Annotated in this window: 15 protein-coding genes; 6 read left to right on the plus strand and 9 right to left on the minus strand. The window is 63.3% G+C overall.

Features of this window, described 5'->3' with window-relative positions:
* Positions 1-9: 9 nt before the first annotated feature.
* Entirely contained in the window at positions 10-1,365 is a 1,356-nt protein-coding gene (gene accC / locus P3R38_RS21860; protein ID WP_023382514.1) for an acetyl-CoA carboxylase biotin carboxylase subunit, read from the plus strand.
* A 163-nt stretch (positions 1,366-1,528) separates the two neighbouring features.
* Here accC and P3R38_RS21865 read toward each other — a convergent pair whose 3' ends face one another.
* A complete protein-coding gene (locus P3R38_RS21865; protein ID WP_186599076.1) occupies positions 1,529-3,382 on the minus strand; it encodes a sigma-54-dependent Fis family transcriptional regulator in 1,854 nt (617 codons plus the stop codon).
* A 283-nt stretch (positions 3,383-3,665) separates the two neighbouring features.
* Between P3R38_RS21865 and P3R38_RS21870 the strand changes: the two genes are divergently transcribed.
* Genes P3R38_RS21870 through P3R38_RS21890 form a run of 5 tightly spaced genes read left to right on the plus strand, consistent with a single transcriptional unit; the run spans position 3,666 to position 8,998 of the window.
* Positions 3,666-4,721 (plus strand): NAD(+)/NADH kinase, encoded by a 1,056-nt coding sequence (locus tag P3R38_RS21870; RefSeq protein ID WP_277686601.1) that lies wholly within the window; start codon positions 3,666-3,668, stop codon positions 4,719-4,721.
* A gap of 22 nt (positions 4,722-4,743) precedes the next feature.
* A complete protein-coding gene (locus P3R38_RS21875) occupies positions 4,744-5,721 on the plus strand; it encodes a thiamine pyrophosphate-dependent dehydrogenase E1 component subunit alpha (RefSeq protein WP_027907498.1) in 978 nt (325 codons plus the stop codon).
* Between the two features lie 32 nt (positions 5,722-5,753).
* The gene (locus P3R38_RS21880) at positions 5,754-6,776 is read left to right on the plus strand and encodes an alpha-ketoacid dehydrogenase subunit beta (protein WP_023382518.1); all 1,023 of its coding nucleotides are present in this window, start codon (positions 5,754-5,756) and stop codon (positions 6,774-6,776) included.
* The gene (locus P3R38_RS21885; protein ID WP_104883256.1) at positions 6,773-7,879 is read left to right on the plus strand and encodes an acetoin dehydrogenase dihydrolipoyllysine-residue acetyltransferase subunit; all 1,107 of its coding nucleotides are present in this window, start codon (positions 6,773-6,775) and stop codon (positions 7,877-7,879) included. Before P3R38_RS21880 ends, P3R38_RS21885 begins: the two co-directional genes overlap by 4 nt.
* Before the next feature lie 54 nt (positions 7,880-7,933).
* On the plus strand, positions 7,934-8,998 hold the full coding sequence (locus P3R38_RS21890) for a 2,3-butanediol dehydrogenase (RefSeq protein ID WP_238346505.1): 1,065 nt from the start codon (positions 7,934-7,936) through the stop codon (positions 8,996-8,998).
* A gap of 240 nt (positions 8,999-9,238) precedes the next feature.
* Here the strand turns inward: P3R38_RS21890 and P3R38_RS21895 are convergent, their stop codons facing one another.
* The 8 genes from P3R38_RS21895 to rodA form a co-directional block, all read right to left on the minus strand.
* Positions 9,239-10,177 carry an LD-carboxypeptidase gene (locus P3R38_RS21895; protein WP_023382521.1) on the minus strand — a complete coding sequence of 313 codons (939 nt, stop codon included), beginning with the start codon at positions 10,175-10,177 and terminating at the stop codon, positions 9,239-9,241.
* 95 nt (positions 10,178-10,272) lie between these two features.
* Entirely contained in the window at positions 10,273-11,289 is a 1,017-nt protein-coding gene (lipA, locus tag P3R38_RS21900) for a lipoyl synthase (RefSeq protein ID WP_238346504.1), read from the minus strand.
* A gap of 2 nt (positions 11,290-11,291) precedes the next feature.
* The gene (lipB, locus tag P3R38_RS21905; protein ID WP_023382523.1) at positions 11,292-11,939 is read right to left on the minus strand and encodes a lipoyl(octanoyl) transferase LipB; all 648 of its coding nucleotides are present in this window, start codon (positions 11,937-11,939) and stop codon (positions 11,292-11,294) included.
* Positions 11,939-12,214 (minus strand): DUF493 domain-containing protein, encoded by a 276-nt coding sequence (locus P3R38_RS21910; RefSeq protein WP_023382524.1) that lies wholly within the window; start codon positions 12,212-12,214, stop codon positions 11,939-11,941. The genes lipB and P3R38_RS21910 overlap by 1 nt, the downstream gene beginning before the upstream one ends.
* A gap of 75 nt (positions 12,215-12,289) precedes the next feature.
* On the minus strand, positions 12,290-13,450 hold the full coding sequence (locus P3R38_RS21915) for a D-alanyl-D-alanine carboxypeptidase family protein (RefSeq protein ID WP_023382525.1): 1,161 nt from the start codon (positions 13,448-13,450) through the stop codon (positions 12,290-12,292).
* A gap of 156 nt (positions 13,451-13,606) precedes the next feature.
* A complete protein-coding gene (locus P3R38_RS21920) occupies positions 13,607-14,608 on the minus strand; it encodes a septal ring lytic transglycosylase RlpA family protein (RefSeq protein WP_277686602.1) in 1,002 nt (333 codons plus the stop codon).
* The gene (mltB, locus tag P3R38_RS21925; RefSeq protein ID WP_104883254.1) at positions 14,608-15,618 is read right to left on the minus strand and encodes a lytic murein transglycosylase B; all 1,011 of its coding nucleotides are present in this window, start codon (positions 15,616-15,618) and stop codon (positions 14,608-14,610) included. Before mltB ends, P3R38_RS21920 begins: the two co-directional genes overlap by 1 nt.
* 17 nt (positions 15,619-15,635) lie before the next feature.
* Entirely contained in the window at positions 15,636-16,739 is a 1,104-nt protein-coding gene (gene rodA, locus P3R38_RS21930; RefSeq protein WP_049818786.1) for a rod shape-determining protein RodA, read from the minus strand.
* Between the last annotated feature and the right edge of the window lie 3 nt (positions 16,740-16,742).

The raw sequence follows: 16,742 nt of genomic DNA on the forward strand, positions 1-16,742 counted from the left end.
GAGCCAACGATGTCTGGGAAGCTGGAAAAAGTCCTGATCGCCAACCGTGGGGAAATTGCCCTGCGGATCCTGCGTGCCTGCAAAGAGCTGGGCATCAAGACCGTCGCCGTACACTCCACGGCCGACCGTGAACTGATGCACCTGGGCCTGGCAGACGAGTCGGTCTGCATTGGTCCTGCTTCGTCCAAAGATTCGTACCTGCACATCCCGGCGATCATCGCTGCCGCTGAAGTGACAGGCGCTACCGCCATCCACCCTGGCTACGGCTTCCTGGCGGAAAACGCCGATTTCGCCGAGCAGGTCGAGAAGTCCGGTTTTGCTTTCATCGGCCCGAAAGCCGACACCATTCGCCTGATGGGCGACAAGGTCTCGGCCAAGGACGCGATGATCAAGTCGGGCGTTCCGACCGTTCCGGGTTCCGACGGTCCGCTGCCGGAAGACGAAGAGGTTGCCCTGGCAATCGCCCGTGACGTCGGCTACCCGGTGATCATCAAGGCCGCCGGTGGCGGTGGTGGTCGCGGCATGCGCGTGGTGCACAAGGAAGAAGACCTGATTGCCTCGGCCAAGCTGACCCGTACCGAAGCCGGTGCGGCCTTCGGCAACCCGATGGTCTACCTGGAGAAGTTCCTGACCAACCCACGTCACGTGGAAGTTCAGGTGCTGTCCGACGGCCAGGGCAACGCCATTCACCTGGGCGACCGTGACTGCTCGCTGCAACGCCGTCACCAGAAAGTCCTGGAAGAAGCACCTGCCCCGGGCATCGACGAGAAAGCCCGTCAGGAAGTCTTCAAGCGTTGCGTCGATGCGTGCATCGAGATCGGCTACCGCGGTGCCGGTACCTTCGAGTTCCTGTACGAAAACGGCCGTTTCTACTTCATCGAGATGAACACCCGTGTGCAGGTTGAGCACCCGGTGTCGGAGATGGTCACCGGTATCGACATCGTCAAGGAGATGCTCAGCATCGCCGCTGGCAACAAGCTGTCGATCCGCCAGGAAGACGTGGTCATCCGTGGTCATGCGCTGGAATGCCGTATCAACGCCGAAGACCCGAAGAAGTTCATCCCGAGCCCAGGCAAGGTGAAGCACTTCCACGCGCCAGGCGGCAACGGCGTTCGCGTCGATTCGCACCTGTACAGCGGTTATTCGGTTCCGCCGAACTACGACTCGCTGATCGGCAAGCTGATCACCTACGGCAAGGACCGTGACGAAGCCATGGCGCGCATGCGCAATGCCCTGGACGAGATCGTCGTCGACGGCATCAAGACCAACATCCCACTGCACCGCGACCTGGTGCGGGATGAAGGTTTCTGCAAAGGCGGCGTCAACATCCACTACCTTGAGCACAAACTGGCTAGCCAGGAGTGATCGCGTAGCGTGATGTACCGAAACCCCGGACATGTGCCGGGGTTTTTTTTGGGTTGTCTTTAGAGGGTTGGTGACTGAGCCTTGCTGGCGATGCGCCGCGCAGGCGACGCTCGATCCCAAACAGCTGGCTTGCCGACGATGGGGCCGCAAGGCAGCCCCAAAATCACCCCTTCATCCGCGGCATCTCGATCCGGTGCTCATGCACCCGCCGATACAGGGTGGCTCGCGAAATCCCCAACGCCCGCGCCGCCTCGGCCGGCTTCCAGCGATGGCGAATCAAGGCATCGAGCAACAGTTGCCGGGCCGGGCTCGACGTCCCGACATCCGCCGAAGGCGCTGCATCGCCACGCACCTCCTGTGGCAGGCTCTCCAGACACACCTGCCCCCCTTCACTGACCGCACAGGCATAGCGCAACACCTGCCGCAGCTGGCGCAGATTACCCGGCCAGCGATACACCAGCAGCGCCTGCAACGCATCGTCGGCCAACGTCACCTCGACACCACACGCCTTGGCCTCTTCGGCCAGCAACTGGTGAATCAAGCCCAAGCGATCATCGCGCTCACGCAGCGGCGGCAACTCGAAGCGGGCGTTGGCCAGGCGAAAATACAGGTCCTCACGAAAACGCCCTTCACTCACCATCACAGCCAAGTCCCGGTGGGTGGCACAGATCACCTGGATATCCACGCGCTCGCGCCGTGCAGCGCCCAAAGGTGCCACCTCGCCTTCAGCCAGCACCCGCAGCAATCGGGTCTGCAGATTGAGTGGCATGTCACCGATTTCATCGAGGAACAAGGTGCCGCCATCGGCCTGCTGCAACAGTCCTTGCATACCTTTGCTCGATGCACCGGTAAAGGCGCCGGCCACATAGCCGAACAGCTCGCTCTCGATCAGGCTCTCAGGGATCGCCGCGCAGTTGAGCGTAACGAAGGGTCCGGTACAGCGCTGGCTCTGCTGATGCAACTGGCGGGCGAAAACTTCCTTGCCCGCGCCAGTCTCACCCTGCACCAGCACTGCAAGGTTGCAGTCCTTGACCCGCGTGGCCAGGCGCAAATGCTGCTCGATTCGAGGGTCCTGGGCCTGCTGCACGGCGCGCACTGGCTCGCGTCGCCGGGGCGCACTCACCCGGCCATACAAACCGCCCCACCCCGGCAGCCGCTGGGCAGAGGCCTCGTTGGCGCGGCGCAGCTGATCCAGGTCGAACAACTCGCCGATGTGCTCGGGCAAGCGTCCATGGCGGGCCAGCAGGCGCTCGCGGGCCAGGCTGTTGATCGCCCGCAGGCGCCCGTCGGCATCCCAGGCCAGCAGGTAGTCCGGCTGGCTCTCGACATACCCCGGCGTGCCATGAGCGCGCATCACCCAATGGCCTTGGGCGCTGTGCATGAAAAAGGCGTTTTCGATCTCCCGCGCAGTCTGCTCCACCAGCTGGCGGATCAAGTGCTGGCTACGACGGTCGTCCGGCGATTGCAGGGCGGAAACATCCACTACCCCCAGCAACTCCCCTTGGGGGTCGAACACAGGGGCCGCCGTGCAGGTCAGGCCGATGAAGGCCGCGCGAAAGTGGTCACGCTTGTGCACCGTGACCGGCGCCTTGCTGGTCAGGACGGCCGCCACGCCGCAAGTCCCCTCCTCGCCTTCCGACCAGCAGGTACCCAGGTACAGCCCGGCCTTGCGGCAGTCGTTGCGAATAGCGGATTCAACCCGATAGTCGATGGTGCGCCCGAGGGCGTCGGTGAGCAGCACACAGTAGTCGGCACCGCGCACACGCTCATGCAGGCGCGCCACGGCATCGCTGGCGATACGCAGAAACAGCTCGGCACGTTCGCGGCATTCGTTGAGCACGCTTTGGGAAAGGATGCGCGGCCCCTGCTGGGAGCCTGGGTCGAGGCGGTACAGCTCCATGGAACGGCGCCATGAATCGAGAATCAGCGGCGGCACCGGTGCCTGCGGCAGGCGGTCGGCATTCTTCAGCACCCGGCTGACGCAGTCGACATGGGCTCGGGAGTTCGCGGCAAGCATTCAGGCCCTCCGGTTCTCGTTGCTGTTTTTATCGTTGTCCGGCCATTAAGCGCTTCCGGACATCCCCCGACAAGCACTGAGTGATTACCGGCAGGCTTGAGACGCAGCGTCTCAGCGTCTCGTCGAAACCGGCCGAGCCCTGGCACCGGGCGTCTCGCCAGTGCCACCGAGGGCACCCGCCGGAAGACGCCGGAACCGCTCTGGAGCAAGCTTCTCAGCCAACCCCGAAAAAGCTGGCACCCACCTTGCTCTTGCCTTGGCAAACAAGAATACGAGGTGCGCCATGTCGCAACCTGCCCCGACTGTCGGGATCATTGCCAACCCTGCCTCTGGCCGAGACCTGCGTCGCCTGACCGCCAACGCCGGGCTCTACTCGAGCACCGACAAGGCCTCGGCCATCCAGCGACTGCTCGCAGCCTTCGGTGCCACCGGTGTGAGCCAAGTGCTGATGCCCACGGACATGACGGGTATCGCTGCCGCTGTACTCAAGGCCAGCCATGGCCCGATAGCTCGCGACCAGCATTGGCCGGCACTGGAACTGCTCGACCTGCCCCTGACCCAGACGGTCGCCGATACCCGCCTGGCCACCCGTCTGATGGTCGAGCGTGGCGTGGCCATGATCGCCGTGCTCGGTGGCGACGGCACCCACAAGGCGGTTGCTGCCCATGCCGGGGACGTACCGCTGCTGACACTGTCCACCGGCACCAATAACGCTTTCCCCGAGCTGCGCGAAGCCACCAGTGCCGGCCTGGCCGGAGGCCTGTTCGCCAGCGGCCAAGTGCCGAACACGATCAGCCTGCGCCGCAACAAGCGCCTGCTGGTGAACGTAGCGCGGCAGAACCTCTGTGAATGGGCCCTGGTGGAAGTCGCGGTGTCGCCTCAGCGCTTCGTCGGTGCCCGCGCCTTGAGCCGCAGCGAAGACCTGAGCGAAGTCTTTGCCTGCTTCGCCGAACCCCATGCCATTGGCCTCTCGTCCCTGTGCGGCCTGTGGTGCCCAGTGTCGCGCCACGCGGCGCAGGGTGCCTGGGTACGCCTGAACCCCGGCGCCGAACATGCCTTGCTGGCCCCCCTGGCGCCAGGACTGCTGCAAGGTTGCGGCATCACCGCTTCGGGCTTTCTGGCCCCCGGCGTGCCCCATGGCCTGAGCCTCGCCAGCGGCACCCTGGCCCTGGACGGCGAGCGCGAAATCGAGTTTGCCGAAGGCGACAACCCCACCATTACCCTCGATCACCAAGGCCCCCTGACCGTGGATGTCGAGGCCGTGCTGGCCCATGCCGCACGGCACCACCTGCTGGCCGTCCCGCGCGGTCATCGGCTGCACCCTGCAAACCCGTGTTGAGACAACCCTGGAGAACAACAAGATGTCCACTCACCTGAGCTGCGAACAGTTGCTACATGCCTACGAAGTGATGCGTACCATCCGCGCCTTCGAAGAACGCCTGCACGTGGAGTTCGCCACCGGCGAGATCCCCGGTTTCGTCCACCTTTACGCTGGCGAAGAAGCCTCCGCCGCCGGGGTCATGGCCCACCTGCGCGACAGCGACTGCATCGCCTCCACCCATCGCGGCCACGGTCACTGCATTGCCAAGGGCGTGGATGTGTACGGCATGATGGCCGAGATCTACGGCAAGAAGACCGGCGTGTGCGGCGGCAAGGGCGGCTCGATGCACATTGCCGACCTGGAAAAAGGCATGCTCGGCGCCAACGGCATCGTCGGTGCCGGTGCCCCGCTGGTGGCCGGCGCCGCTCTGGCCGCCAAGCTCAAGGGACGCGACGACGTTTCGGTGGCCTTCTTCGGCGACGGCGCCTCCAACGAAGGCGCGGTGTTCGAAGCGATGAACCTGGCTTCGATCATGAACCTGCCGTGCATCTTCGTCGCCGAGAACAATGGCTACGCCGAAGCCACCGCCTCGACCTGGTCGGTGGCCTGCGACCACATCGCCGACCGCGCCGCCGGTTTCGGCATGCCCGGGGTCACCATCGATGGCTTCGACTTCTTCGCCGTGCACGAGGCTGCCGCTGCCGCCATCGAACGCGCCCGTTCCGGACAAGGCCCGTCGCTGATCGAGGTCAAGCTCAGCCGCTACTACGGCCACTTCGAGGGCGATGCGCAGACCTACCGCGCCCCGGACGAGGTGAAGCACCTGCGCGAACAGCGCGACTGCCTGTTGCAGTTCCGCAACAAGACCACCCGCGCTGGCTTGCTTACCAACGAGCAGCTCGACGCCATCGACGCCCGCGTCGAAGACCTGATCGAAGACGCCGTGCGCCGTGCCAAGTCCGATCCCAAGCCACAGCCTGCAGACCTGCTCACCGACGTCTACGTCACCTACCCCTGAGCCCGGACAACAAGAACAACAGGAGAACCACCATGGCAAGAAAGATCAGCTACCAGCAGGCCATCAACGAAGCCCTGGCCCAGGAAATGCGTCGCGACAGCAGCGTGTTCATCATCGGCGAAGACGTTGCCGGCGGTGCCGGCGCGCCCGGCGAAGACGATGCCTGGGGCGGCGTGCTGGGCGTGACCAAAGGTCTTTACCACCAATTCCCTGGCCGGGTACTCGACGCACCGCTGTCGGAAATCGGCTATGTCGGGGCCGCCGTCGGGGCCGCCACCCAAGGCCTGCGCCCGGTCTGCGAACTGATGTTCGTCGACTTCGCTGGTTGCTGCCTGGACCAAATCCTCAACCAGGCGGCCAAGTTCCGCTATATGTTCGGCGGCAAGGCCGTCACTCCGCTGGTGATGCGCACCATGTACGGCGCCGGACTGCGTGCGGCGGCACAGCACTCGCAGATGCTCACCTCGCTGTGGACCCACATCCCAGGACTCAAGGTGGTCTGCCCCGCCTCGCCCTATGACGCCAAGGGGCTGTTGATCCAGGCCATCCGTGACAACGACCCGGTGATCTTCTGCGAGCACAAGTTGCTCTACAGCATGCAGGGCGAGGTGCCGGAAGAGGTCTACACGGTGCCCTTCGGCGAGGCCAACTTCCTGCGCGACGGCGACGACGTGACGCTGGTGACCTACGGGCGCATGGTCCATGTGGCGCTTGAGGCAGCCAACAACTTGGCTCGTCAGGGCATCGACTGCGAAGTGCTGGACCTGCGCACCACCAGCCCACTGGACGAAGACAGCATTCTCGAAAGCGTGGAGAAGACCGGCCGCCTGGTGGTTATCGACGAAGCCAACCCGCGCTGCTCCATGGCCACCGACATTAGCGCACTGGTTGCGCAGAAAGCGTTCGGCTCGCTCAAAGGCCCGATCGAGATGGTCACCGCGCCCCATACACCCGTGCCGTTTTCCGACGCCCTCGAAGACTTGTACATCCCGGATGCCGCGAAGATCGAGGCCGCTGTGCGCAAGGTAATCGAAGCTGCAAGGAGCGCCGCATGAGCCAGATCCATACCCTGACCATGCCCAAGTGGGGCTTGTCGATGACCGAGGGCCGGGTCGATGCCTGGCTCAAGCAGGAAGGCGACGAGATCAACAAGGGCGATGAAGTGCTGGACGTTGAAACCGACAAGATCAGCAGCAGCGTCGAGGCGCCTTTCAGTGGCGTGTTACGCCGCCTGATCGCCCAACCCGACGAAACCCTGCCGGTGGGTGCGTTGCTTGCCGTGGTGGTGGAAGGTCAGGCCAGCGAGGCTGAAATCGACGCGGTGGTGCAGCAGTTCCAGGCCGAGTTCGTCGCCGAAGGGGCCGCCGACCAGGCTCAAGGGCCCGCACCTCAGAAGGCCGAAGTGGGTGGCCGCCTGCTGCGCTGGTTCGAACTGGGTGAAGGTGGCACCCCGCTGCTGCTGGTTCACGGTTTCGGCGGCGACCTCAACAACTGGCTGTTCAACCATCCGGCCCTGGCCGCCGAACGCCGGGTAATTGCGCTGGACCTGCCTGGCCATGGCGAGTCGGCCAAGGCACTGCAGCGGGGCGACCTGGATGAGCTGAGCGAGACAGTGCTCGCCCTGCTCGACCATTTGGACATCCCACGCGCCCATCTGGCCGGGCATTCAATGGGCGGCGCGGTCAGCCTGAACGTGGCGCGCCTGGCGCCGCAACGGGTGGCGAGCCTGAGCCTGGTCGCCAGCGCCGGGCTGGGCGATGCGATCAACGGGCAATACCTTCACGGCTTCGTCGAGGCGGCCAACCGCAACGCCCTCAAGCCACAGCTGACCCAGCTGTTCGCCGACCCCGCGCTGGTCACCCGGCAGATGCTCGAGGACATGCTCAAGTTCAAGCGCCTGGAAGGCGTGGACCAGGCACTGAGACAGCTGCGCTCGGCCATCGCCGAAGGTGACCGGCAACGGTACGACCTGCGTAGCGTGCTTGGCCAGCACCCGGCTATGGTGGTCTGGGGCGCCGAGGACGCGATCATCCCAGCCGCCCATGCCGAAGGATTGGAGGCCGAGGTCCTGGTCGTGCCTGGCGTTGGTCACATGGTGCAGATGGAGGCAGCCGAACAGGTCAACGAACGACTGTTGGCGTTCCTGCGCAAGCACTGATCCCGTTGCGTGAGTCTGGAGACAATCATCATGAATGACCTGAGCCACACCCATATGCGCGCCGCCGTCTGGCATGGCCGCCATGACATCCGTGTCGAACAGGTCCCCCTGCCTGCCGACCCGCCTCCTGGCTGGGTGCAAATCAAGGTGGACTGGTGCGGCATCTGTGGTTCCGATCTACACGAATACGTGGCGGGCCCAGTGTTCATCCCGGTCGAGGCGCCGCATCCTCTGACCGGCATCCAGGGCCAGTGCATCCTCGGCCACGAGTTCTGCGGTGAAATCGCCAAGCTCGGCGAGGGAGTCGAAGGCTATGCCGTGGGCGACCCGGTGGCGGCGGATGCCTGCCAGCATTGCGGGACCTGCTACTACTGCACCCATGGCCTGTACAACATCTGCGAGCGCCTGGCCTTCACCGGGCTTATGAACAACGGTGCCTTCGCCGAACGGGTCAATGTGCCCGCCAACTTGCTGTATCGGTTGCCACAGGGCTTCCCACGGGAGGCCGGGGCACTGATCGAGCCGTTGGCGGTGGGCATGCACGCGGTGAAGAAGGCCGGCAGCCTGCTGGGACAGAACGTGGTGGTGGTAGGCGCAGGCACCATCGGCCTTTGCACCATCATGTGCGCCAAGGCTGCCGGTGCGGCTCAGGTGATCGCGCTGGAAATGTCCTCGGCACGCAAAGCCAAGGCCAAGGAAGTGGGAGCCAGCGTGGTGCTCGACCCTAGCCAGTGCGATGCCCTGGCCGAGATTCGCGCGCTCACTGGCGGGCTTGGGGCCGATGTGAGCTTCGAGTGCATCGGCAACAAGCACACGGCCAAGCTGGCCATCGATGCCATTCGCAAGGCCGGTAAGTGCGTGTTGGTGGGTATTTTCGAGGAGCCCAGCGAGTTCAACTTCTTCGAACTGGTGTCCACCGAGAAACAGGTGATCGGGGCATTGGCCTACAATGGCGAGTTCGCTGATGTGATCGCATTCATTGCCGATGGGCGTCTGGATATTCGACCGCTGGTGACTGGGCGAATCGGGCTGGAGCAAATTGTCGAGCTCGGCTTCGAAGAATTGGTGAACAACAAGGAGCAGAACGTGAAGATCATTGTTTCACCGGGCGGGCATTAGGGTCTGTCTGAAAAGTCTTGAGACGAAGGTCAGGCAAGGCGAAAACAGCCGAGGAAGCGGAGTTTACGGGTTGTAAATGAGCATTCCGAGGCTGTTTTCGACGCAGCATCACCGAGTTTCAAGGCTTTTCGTACAAAGCCTAGGTGCACTGGGCGATCAGGATCTTGGGCCGCGTTGCGCCCCTTTTGCCCGTCGAGGCCGCTGCTGAAGGCCGCAGGGATGATCTGCTGACGATGGCGGTCAGGACCGGAACAGGTCCTGCTGCAGCACCAAGGTCTGCTTGCTGCTGTCCAGTTGCACCCACGCCCCCAGGGGCAGACACACATTCGGGTCACAGTGCCCGCTGCGCCACCCGGCCAGTACAGGCACACCCAGCGGCGCGAAGATGTCCTCCAGCAGCGGCGTCATGGCGGCGACCGTAACGCCGGCGAAGTCCCCCACCAATACGCCTTTGACGCCCTCGAGCTTGCCGGCCAGGCGCAGTTGGGTCAGCAGACGATCTACCCGGTACAGTGGCTCGTTCACATCTTCGATGAACAGGATACTGTCCTGGGTATCGACCTCGGCCATGGTACCCATCGTAGCCCCCAGCAACGACAGGTTGCCGCCCACCAAGCGCCCACTGGCTTCGCCAGGCACTACACTGCTCAACGGGTAGGCTGCCGGATGGACGATGGCATCGCCCGCCGCCAGACGCCCGTTCAACTGCGCCAGTAGCGAAGATTCGGTGGGCTCGAGCTTGGCGCCCAGCAGGTCGGCGTTGAGCATCGCCCCATGGAAGGTCACCAGCCCACTGTGACGGCCGATGGCGGTATGCAGCGCGGTGATGTCGCTGTAGCCAATCAACGGCTTGGGATTGCGCCGAATCAGCTCGAAGTCGAGCTTGTCGAGCAGGCGCATGCTGCCGTAACCGCCACGCATGCACAAAATGGCGTGGATGGAAGGGTCGGCGAATGCATCGTGCAGGTCCTGCAGGCGACGCTGGTCGGAGCCGGCCAGATAACCCTGGGCCTGATTGACGCTCGGATAGATACGGGACTGATAGCCCCGGCTGGCAAACCACAGGCCGGCTTTTTGCGCATCCAGCCGGGCCGGCCCGGCGGGGGCGACCACGGCGAAGCAAGCACCTACGGGCAACGCGGCAAGCAAGCGGGACTCGAAGGTTTCAACGCTGTTCACTGGGTAACTCCTTACCGTGTTTCACCGACAATGCTCATACAAAAATGCCGATGCCGCCTTTCGGCGCGCATCGGCATGTCTGACTCAACACAGGATCAGAGCTTGATCTTGGCCTCATGAGCCTGCTGGTCAGCGTGATAGGACGAGCGCACCAGCGGGCCGGACGCGACGTTCTTGAAGCCCATCTTGTAACCTTCCTCGGCGAACCAGGCGAAGGTATCCGGGTGGACGAAGCGCTGAACCGGCAGGTGACTGCGCGATGGCTGCAGGTACTGGCCAAGGGTCAGCATGTCGATGTCGTGCTCGCGCATGCGGTGCATGACTTCGATGACTTCTTCGTCGGTCTCGCCCAGGCCGAGCATCAGGCCCGACTTGGTCGGCACATGGGGCACCATCTGCTTGAACTTCTGCAGCAGGTCCAGCGACCAATCATAGTCCGAGCCCGGACGCGCGGCCTTGTAAAGGCGCGGGACGGTTTCCAGGTTGTGGTTGAAGACATCTGGCGGCTCTTGCGCAGTGATCTCCAGAGCGATGTCCATGCGGCCACGGTAGTCCGGGACCAAGGTCTCGAGCTGAACGCCCGGCGACAGCGCACGGATTTCGCGAATGCAGTCGGCGAAGTGCTGGGCGCCGCCGTCGCGCAGGTCGTCGCGGTCCACCGAAGTGATGACCACGTACTTCAGGCGCAGGTCGGCGATGGCGATGGCCAGGTTTTTCGGCTCGTCGACATCCAGTGGCTTTGGTCGGCCATGGCCAACGTCGCAGAACGGGCAACGACGGGTGCAGATGTCACCCATGATCATGAAGGTCGCAGTCCCCCCCGAGAAGCACTCGCCCAGGTTCGGGCAGGATGCCTCTTCGCACACGCTGTGTAACTTGTGCTTGCGCAGCAGTTGCTTGATGCGGTCGACCTCCGGGGAAACCGGGATACGCACGCGGATCCAGTCCGGCTTTTTCGGCAGTTCTTCGGTGGGGATGATCTTCACCGGAATACGGGCGACCTTTTCGGCGCCACGCAGTTTAACGCCAGCTTCCACCTTCTTCGGCGCGGGGCGCGGGGTGGAATCCTGGGTAGGAGTCAGGTTCGGCACGGCTTCTTGCACAGTTGTCATATTCAGTCGATTCCGCCCGTGAGGGTCGTCTGCTCAGCATAGTCGAGGTGCTTGACCAGCTGTCCGCGCAGCCTTGTCCTGACCTCGTCGAGTTCGATCGGACCTGCCAGGTCGCGCAGCTGGGTCATGGCCAGCCCCGCGTACCCGCAGGGGTTGATTCGGCGGAATGGCGCAAGGTCCATGTCCACATTCAGAGCAAGGCCATGAAACGAACGGCCATTGCGGATTCGCAGGCCGAGGGAGGCGATTTTCGCTCCATCGACATAGACACCGGGAGCATCGGGTTTTGCCGCAGCCTGGACATCGTAGCTGGCCAGCAGGTCGATCAGGGTGCGCTCGATACGGCTCACCAGGTCACGCACACCGAAGCCAAGGCGACGTACATCCAGCAGCAGGTAGGCCACCAACTGCCCGGGGCCGTGATAGGTCACCTGGCCACCGCGGTCGGTCTGCACCACCGGGATATCGCCCGGTACCAGCAGGTGCTCGGCCTTGCCGGCCTGGCCCTGGGTGAAGACCGCGGGGTGCTCGACCAGCCAGACTTCGTCCTGGCTGTCCGGGCCACGCTGCTCGGTAAAACGACGCATGGCCTCCAGCACCGGTTCATAGGGCTGCAGGCCAAGATCGCGAAAACCGAGACACCGCGGCATCAGAGCACCATTTTCACGATGCCGGTCGCGCGCAGGGCGCTATTGATATCGTGCAGCTGGTTCTCGCTTTCGGCAACGATGTGCAATTGCACGGTGGTGTACTTGCCTTCCTTGCTCTGGCGCTCGGCCAGTGTCTGGAGGTCGACTTTGGCGTGCTTGCTGAGGATCTCGATCACCGTGTCTCGGAAACCGACAACGGTATCGCCGATCACCTTGATCGGGTAATCCTCGCAGGGGAATTCGATTTTGTGCGACTTGACGTCAGCTTCGCTCATGGCGGAAACGGCCTCGTAAGCCGTGGCAACAACAACGCTCCCGCAACGATGCGCGGGAGCGTGGCAGGTCACGTATCAGTTGAACAACCCGTAGAAGAATAGACGAATGCTATCCCACATACGGCGGATGAAACCACCTTCCTCGACGCCGTCGAGGGCGATCAGGTCGGCGCTGTGAACCACATTTTCGTCCAGTTTGACTTCCACTTTGCCGATCACGTCACCTTTTGCGATCGGTGCGGTGAGCTGCGGGTTCATGGTCATCGAAGCCTGCAGACGCTTCAATTGGCCTTTAGGCATAGTCAGGGTCAGGTCGTTGGCCAGACCCGCTTTCACCTGGCTGGTGGCACCCTTCCAAACCGGCGCCTGGGCCAGTTCGGTACCCTTCTGGTAGAAGGTCTGGGTTTCGAAGAAGCGGAAACCGTAAGTCAGCAGCTTCTGGGTCTCGGCGGCACGGGCTTGCTCGCTGTTGGTGCCGAACACCACGGCGATCAGGCGCTGGCCGTCACGAACGGCCGAAGCCACCATGCAGTAGCCCGCTTCGTCGGTGTGGCCGGTCTTCAGGCCGTCGACGGTCTTGTCGCGCCACAGCAGCAGGTTGCGGTTAGGCTGCTTGATGTTGTTCCAGAAGAACTCTTTCTGCGAGTAGATGGCGTAGTGGGCCGGATCCTCGTCGATGATCGCACGCGCCAGCAGGGCCATGTCGTGGGCCGAAGAGTAGTGCTCCGGGTTCGGCAGGCCGGTCGGGTTCATGAAGTGGCTGTTGCTCATGCCGAGGTCGGCGGCGGTCTTGTTCATCATGTCGGCGAACGCGTCTTCGCTGCCGGCGATGTGCTCGGCCAGGGCGACGGAGGCGTCGTTACCCGACTGGATGATGATGCCGTGCAGCAGGTCGCTGACGGTGACCTGGCTGCCCACTTTGATGAACATGCGCGAACCACCGGTGCGCCAGGCGTTTTCGCTGACGGTGACCGGGTCGTTTTCGCCGATCTGGCCACGGCGGATGTCCAGGGTGGCGATGTAAGCGGTCATCAGCTTGGTCAGGCTGGCTGGCGGCAGACGCTCGTCACCGTTGTTCTCGACCAGCACGTTGCCGCTGGACGCGTCCATGAGTACGTAGGACTTGGCCGCCAGCTGCGGTGGCGATGGCATCATCTGCTCCGCCGCGAAAGCGGCAGGCGTGATCATCAGCAGTACGGGCAGGCAAAGTCGTTTGGCAAGCTTGGTGATGTTCATCCGTCTCTCGAAAATCGCTAATGGTCTGATGCCCGGAGGGCAAGGGTTCCCTGGCCGGCAGCAAAAGCGGCCATTGTACATGCCTGCGCCCGCCAATTCATGACAAAACCGACAGTTTGGCATGGTTCAGTACCGGCCCTGTTGCCGTCGACAGGGTCAGTCAGCTGTGACCAGCTTTGCCTGCCCCAAGTTCGCCAGGCGAATGCTGTCCTGAGCCTGCTGGATCTCGCCCTGGCTGCCGATCGGTCCCAGGCGAACACGGTGCAGGGTCTGCTGGTTACGCACGATGGAACTGATGAACACCGGGGCGCTGACCATGGTGCTCAGTTTCGAACGCAGCAGCTCGGCGGCGTCCGGGTTGGCGAACGCCCCCACTTGCAGGAAGCTGCCGCCGTTGCCGCTTGGCACATTGTTGCCGCCAACCTGCACCGGCACTACAGGTGCGGCGTGCTGCTGCGGCGGCGGCGTCCACTGCTCGACGCGCCCGGTGCTGGCCGGAATCGGCTGAGCCTGGGCCACCTGAGGCTCCTTGAGCATCAGGGGCGGCTGCTGGCCACGCTGGGCCCACCATTGCTGCGGGTCGATACCCTCGACCCGCACGTGGGCGGTACCGATCTCGGCGTAACCGAGCTTCTTCGCCGCCGCGTAGGACAAGTCGATGATCCGGTCCGAATAGAACGGTCCACGGTCATTGACCCGCAGGATCACACTGCGGCCGTTGGCCAGGTTGGTCACTCGCACATAGGCAGGCAGCGGCAGCGTCTTGTGCGCCGCGCTCATGCCATAGAGGTCATAGAGCTCGCCATTGGCGGTGTTCTGACCGTGGAACTTGGTGCCGTACCACGACGCCGTGCCTTCGGCGCGGTAATTGCGCGCGTCTTGCATCGGGTAGTAGGTCTTGCCCAACACCGTGTACGGGTTGGCCTTGTAGGGACCGGTGTGCACGGTGGGCGTGGCATCGGGGATCTTGTTCACGTCCACGTCCCACCAGGGCGCACCGTCCTTGTGGGCACGGTTGATATCCAGTCCAGGCTGGGAACTGACCACGTTACCGCTCTGCTGGGAGGTTGGGCGGCTGGACGAACAACTGGCCAGCGCCAGGCCGACCGCGACACAGGTCAGCAACTTGAAGGAGTTGGCAGAGATGATTGCGCGCATTACTTGACGCCCCGTGCTTGAACCAGCTGTTCCGAAAGCTGATGCACCGCCATGGCATACATCACGCTGCGGTTGTAGCGAGTGATCGCGTAGAAATTCTTCAGGCCCATCCAATATTCGGGGCCGTTTTCACCTTCCAGGCGGAAGGCGGTCACTGGCAGATCATCGCGCAGCGCATCATGACTCGACCAGCCTAGCGCTCGCAACTCCCCAACCGTCTTCACCGGCTCGATGCCGGTCGTCAGCCCCTGATCCGCCTGTGTACCGGCCACCTGGGCCCGACTGACCACAGGCTCGCCAGCTACCCAGCCATGGCGCTTGAAATAGCTGGCGACGCTGCCGATGGCATCATCGGGATTGTTCCAGATGTTGATGTGGCCATCGCCGTCGAAGTCGACCGCATAGTTACGGAAACTGCTGGGCATGAACTGCGGCAGCCCCATGGCACCGGCGTAGGAGCCCTTGAGGGTGAGCGGGTCGAGTTGCTCCTCGCGGGACAGCAACAGGAACTCGCGCAGCTCTTTGCGGAAGAACTCGGCACGCGGCGGATAATCGAAGCCCAGGGTCGACAGGGCGTCGATGACCCGGTAATTGCCCGTGTTGCGACCAAAGAAGGTTTCAACACCAATGATGGACACGATCACCTGGGCAGGCACGCCGTATTCCTGCTCGGCACGGGCCAGGGTCGCTTCGTGCTGGCGCCAGAAGTCCACGCCGCGGGCGATGCGTGCGTCGGTGATGAACATCGGCCGGTAGTCCTTCCACGGCTTGACCCGCTCGGCAGGGCGGGAAATCGCGTCGAGAATCGACTGCTTGCGCTGGACCTCGCCGAACACGGCCATGAGCTGCTCGCCGGCAAAACCGTAGTCACGGGTCATTTCGCTGACAAACTCGGCCACCTGGGGCGAGCCCTCGTAATCGCCGGCATTAGCTTGCTGGACAGCGCCAAACAGGCCCAACGCGCCAATCCAGGGCGCAAAACGGGCAGCCCAGCCACGCACTGCTTGCATGAAAATTTTCACCTTATTCAAACTTGCGCGATCCATTTGCGGTGCGTGTGGATCGACATCAGAACGCCAAACGCTGACAGCAGCGTCACCAACGAAGTTCCGCCATAGCTAATGAAGGGCAGCGGCACGCCCACCACGGGCAACAGGCCGCTGACCATACCGATATTGACGAATACGTATACAAAGAAGGTCATGGTTAGGCTACCTGCCAGCAGCTTGCCGAACAGGGTCTGGGCCTGGGCCGTGATCATCAGGCCACGGCCAATGAGCAACAGGTAGATCAGCAGCAGCAGGCAGATGCCCACCAGGCCGAACTCCTCGCCGAGCACCGCGATGATGAAGTCGGTATGACTTTCGGGAAGGAAGTCCAGGTGCGACTGGGTACCCAGCAGCCAGCCCTTGCCGAACACGCCACCGGAGCCGATTGCGGCTTTGGACTGGATGATGTTCCAGCCGGTGCCCAGCGGGTCGCTTTCCGGGTCGAGGAAGGTCAGCACGCGCTGCTTCTGGTAGTCATGCATGACGAAGAACCACATGGCCACCGCCACGGGCACCGCCGCCGCCAGCACGCTGATGATCCAGCGCCAGCGCAAGCCGCCCATGAATAGCACGAAGGCCCCCGAGGCCAGGATCAGCAGTGCTGTGCCGAGGTCAGGCTGGCGCACGATGAGTATGAACGGCACACCGATCAGCACCAGGCTGATGGCCACATGCTTGAGGTGTGGCGGCAAGGTGCGCTTGGACAGGTACCAGGCGATGGTCGCCGGCATGATGATCTTCATGAACTCTGACGGCTGGAAGCGGATCACCCCGGGGATGTTGATCCAGCGCGTGGCGCCCATGGCGTTATGGCCCATGACGTCCACCACGATCAACAGGAACACCCCGGCCAGGTAGGCCAGCGGAACCCAACGCGCCATGAAGCGTGGCTCGAGCTGGGCGATGATGAACATCGACACCAGACCGATGCCGAACGAGCTGGCCTGCTTGAGCAGCAGGTCCCAGTTCTTGCCACTGGCCGAATAGAGGACGAACAGGCTGCCGGCCGCGAGGGTCAGCAGGATGACCAGCAAGGGGCCGTCGACGTGGATGCGCTGCAGGAAGCTGGCGCGTCGACGCATCAC

It is taken from the genome of Pseudomonas sp. NyZ480 (assembly GCF_029537255.1).
Lineage (GTDB): Bacteria > Pseudomonadota > Gammaproteobacteria > Pseudomonadales > Pseudomonadaceae > Aquipseudomonas > Aquipseudomonas taiwanensis.